General features: G+C 48.8%; 2 protein-coding genes. Both read left to right on the top strand.

The features are described from left to right. Window positions 1–110: 110 nt before the first annotated feature. Window positions 111–719 carry an FAD binding domain-containing protein gene (locus V7K21_RS00130; protein WP_335170823.1) on the top strand — a complete coding sequence of 203 codons (609 nt, stop codon included), beginning with the start codon at window positions 111–113 and terminating at the stop codon, window positions 717–719. After that, window positions 716–2,878 carry a xanthine dehydrogenase family protein molybdopterin-binding subunit gene (locus tag V7K21_RS00125; RefSeq protein ID WP_335170822.1) on the top strand — a complete coding sequence of 721 codons (2,163 nt, stop codon included), beginning with the start codon at window positions 716–718 and terminating at the stop codon, window positions 2,876–2,878. The genes V7K21_RS00130 and V7K21_RS00125 overlap by 4 nt, the downstream gene beginning before the upstream one ends. Window positions 2,879–2,886: the final 8 nt, after the last annotated feature.

Raw genomic sequence — 2,886 nt, 5'->3', positions numbered from 1 at the left:
TGCGATAGAGGAACTGGTACTCAACGCCAGCCACTTAATTTTTCCATTATCAATACTGCTTAATTCTTAACCGAAAAGTATTGCGTTGCTACTACTTCCGCGACACTTCAATGCCCTGCAATAAGCGTGTTCCAGGTTCAGGTTGTGCAGCAATTGAAGGTTACAACCGCATTCACGCGATTCTTGGCGGAAGCGATCGCTGTATTGCCACTCATCCTTCCGACATGGCTGTGGCAATGATCGCACTTGATGCAGTTGTGCAAACACGCGGCCCGAATGGAGAGCGCAGTATTCCGCTGGTAGATTTTCATCTCGTACCCGGCAATACACCAGAAAGAGAGACAGTTTTGCAACACGGAGAGTTAATCGTTGCCGTTGATTTGCCTGCTTCAAACCTTGCGAGGCGATCGCACTATTTAAAAATCCGCGATCGCGCCTCCTATGCTTTTGCAATGGCATCAGTGGCGGCAGCGCTGGATATTCAAAATGGGATCATTCGCTCGGCACGCATTGCCTTGGGTGGGGTAGGAACAAAGCCCTGGCGTGCCTTTGAAGCTGAAAAAGCCCTTTTGAACAAGCCTGCAAATGAAGCAACATTTCAAGTAGCAGCGTCCGCAGCTGTCGCCGGAGCTAAACCTCAAAAATACAACGGGTTTAAGGTTGAACTGGCTAAACGCACAATTGTTAAGGCGCTCTTCACGGTGGGAGGAATGGCATGAATACAGGGGATACAAATACAGTTGTCGGTAAACCGCTAAACAGAGTTGATGGATATCTCAAGGTAACCGGCGGCGCACGCTATTCGGCAGAGTTTCCGGTAGCAAAAATGACTTATGGTGTGACGATTCAAAGCACGATCGCCAAAGGTAAGATTACCAAAATTGATACAAAGGCAGCAGAGCAAATACCGGGTGTATTAACAGTTATTACCCACCTCAACGCGCCCAAAGCTTCTGGAGAAAAGGGCGGCGGTCGCAAGCTGCAAGTGCTGCAAGATAACGTTGTACTTTATAGCGGTCAGCACATTGGTGTCGTCGTTGCCGATACTTTTGAACGGGCTATGTATGCTGCCTCATTGGTGCAAGTTCGCTATGAGGAAGAGAAACCAACCATTAATATGCGGGACAATCTCGCTAAGGCATACTTGCCTAAAGGTAAAATCCCTAAAGAAGAGTCGCCCGATTCAACTCACGGCAATGTCAACCAGGGACTAGCGGCTGCGGCTGTCCGCGTCGAGCAAACCTACACTACACCGATCGAAAATCACAATCCGATGGAGCCTCATGCTACAACAGCGGTTTGGCAGGGTGATCAACTGCTGCTGTATGACGCAACTCAGGGAATCTTTTCGGCTCAACAAAAAGTTGCGGGAGTATTAGGAATTGAGCCAGAGAAAGTCCGCGTTATGTCTTACTTTGTTGGCGGTGGCTTCGGTTGCAAAGGGTCGGCTTGGTCGCATGTGCCTCTAGCGGCGATGGCAGCACGACAGGTTAAGCGTCCAGTGAAATTAGTTCTGGGACGGATACAAATGTATGGGCCTGTCGGCTTTCGACCAGAGACAATTCAACAGGTTTCTCTAGGTGCAACCCGTGAGGGCAAATTGACAGCTCTGCGACATGCTGGGACTTCGCAGACTTCAACTTTCGATGAATTTATCGAACCTGTTGGTAAAAGCGCCCGCATGATTTATGCTTGCCCGAATATTGAAACTAGCCACCGTCTTGTGCAGCTGGATGAAGGAACACCAACTTTCATGCGGGCCCCAGGAGAAGCTTCAGGATCGTTCGCCTTAGAATCGGCAATGGATGAACTGGCTTATGCGCTGAATATCGATCCGGTAGAGCTGCGACTGCGTAACCATGCTGATGTCGATCCTAGTAAAGGACTGCCTTGGTCGAGCAAGTCGCTTATCCAGTGCTACAGATTAGGAGCAGAAAAGTTTGGCTGGCAAAAGCGCAATCCTAAGCCCCGTTCAATGCGAGATGGCAATTATTTGATTGGCTGGGGTATGGCAACAGCAACTTATCCAACCAACCGTTCTCCAGCATCAGCGATCGCCCGAATTATGGCAGACGGTACAGCCGTTGTGCAGAGTGGTTCGCAAGATATTGGCACAGGAACTTATACTGTAATGACTCAGGTTGCAGCTGAGGCGCTGGGTTTACCAGTTGACAAAGTTAGCTTTGAACTAGGCGATACTAAGATGCCAGAAACCCCCGTTTCCGGTGGTTCGCAAACTGCCGCCAGTGTCAGCTCGTCCGTGCATTTAGCGGCAAATCAAGCTCGCACTCAACTTTTGCAACTAGCACTTGCCGATCAAAAATCGCCGCTTTATAGTTCAAACGCTGAGGATGTGATTGCCGAAAATGGCAGCTTTTTCTTAAAAAATAAATCGTCTGCAACCGAAACATATCAGGCAATTTTGGCCCGGCATGGAATGAAAATGATTGAAGCGCGTGCAGATGCCAAACTCGGAGAGGAACAAAAGAAGTTCTCAATGCATGCATTTGGATCGCAATTTGCCGAAGTCCGCGTTAATCCTGATTCTGGCGAAGTGCGAGTAACACGCTGGGTGGGAACTTTCGGTGTTGGACGCATACTCAACGCTAAAACAGCCAACAGTCAGCTAATCGGTGGGATTATCTATGGTATTGGCATGGCGTTAATGGAACACACGGTGACAGACCCCAATCTTGGACGCGTTGTTAACCATGATTTAGCTGAGTATCACGTGCCAGTGAATGCAGATGTTCCTGATATTCAGGTATTGTTTGTTGATGAACATGATCCACATAGGGAGCAATGCGATTTTGTGAGGTCGGACAAAAAAAGTGCGATGCCTTCGGCGGGCTGCGCCTACGCTAAAAGTTATATTTAAGTACGGAG

It is taken from the genome of Nostoc sp. (assembly GCF_036919595.1).
Classification (GTDB): Bacteria; Cyanobacteriota; Cyanobacteriia; order Cyanobacteriales; family Nostocaceae; genus Nostoc.
The sequence above is the reverse complement of the archived record's forward strand: the minus strand, read 5'-3'. Positions and strand labels throughout refer to the sequence as shown.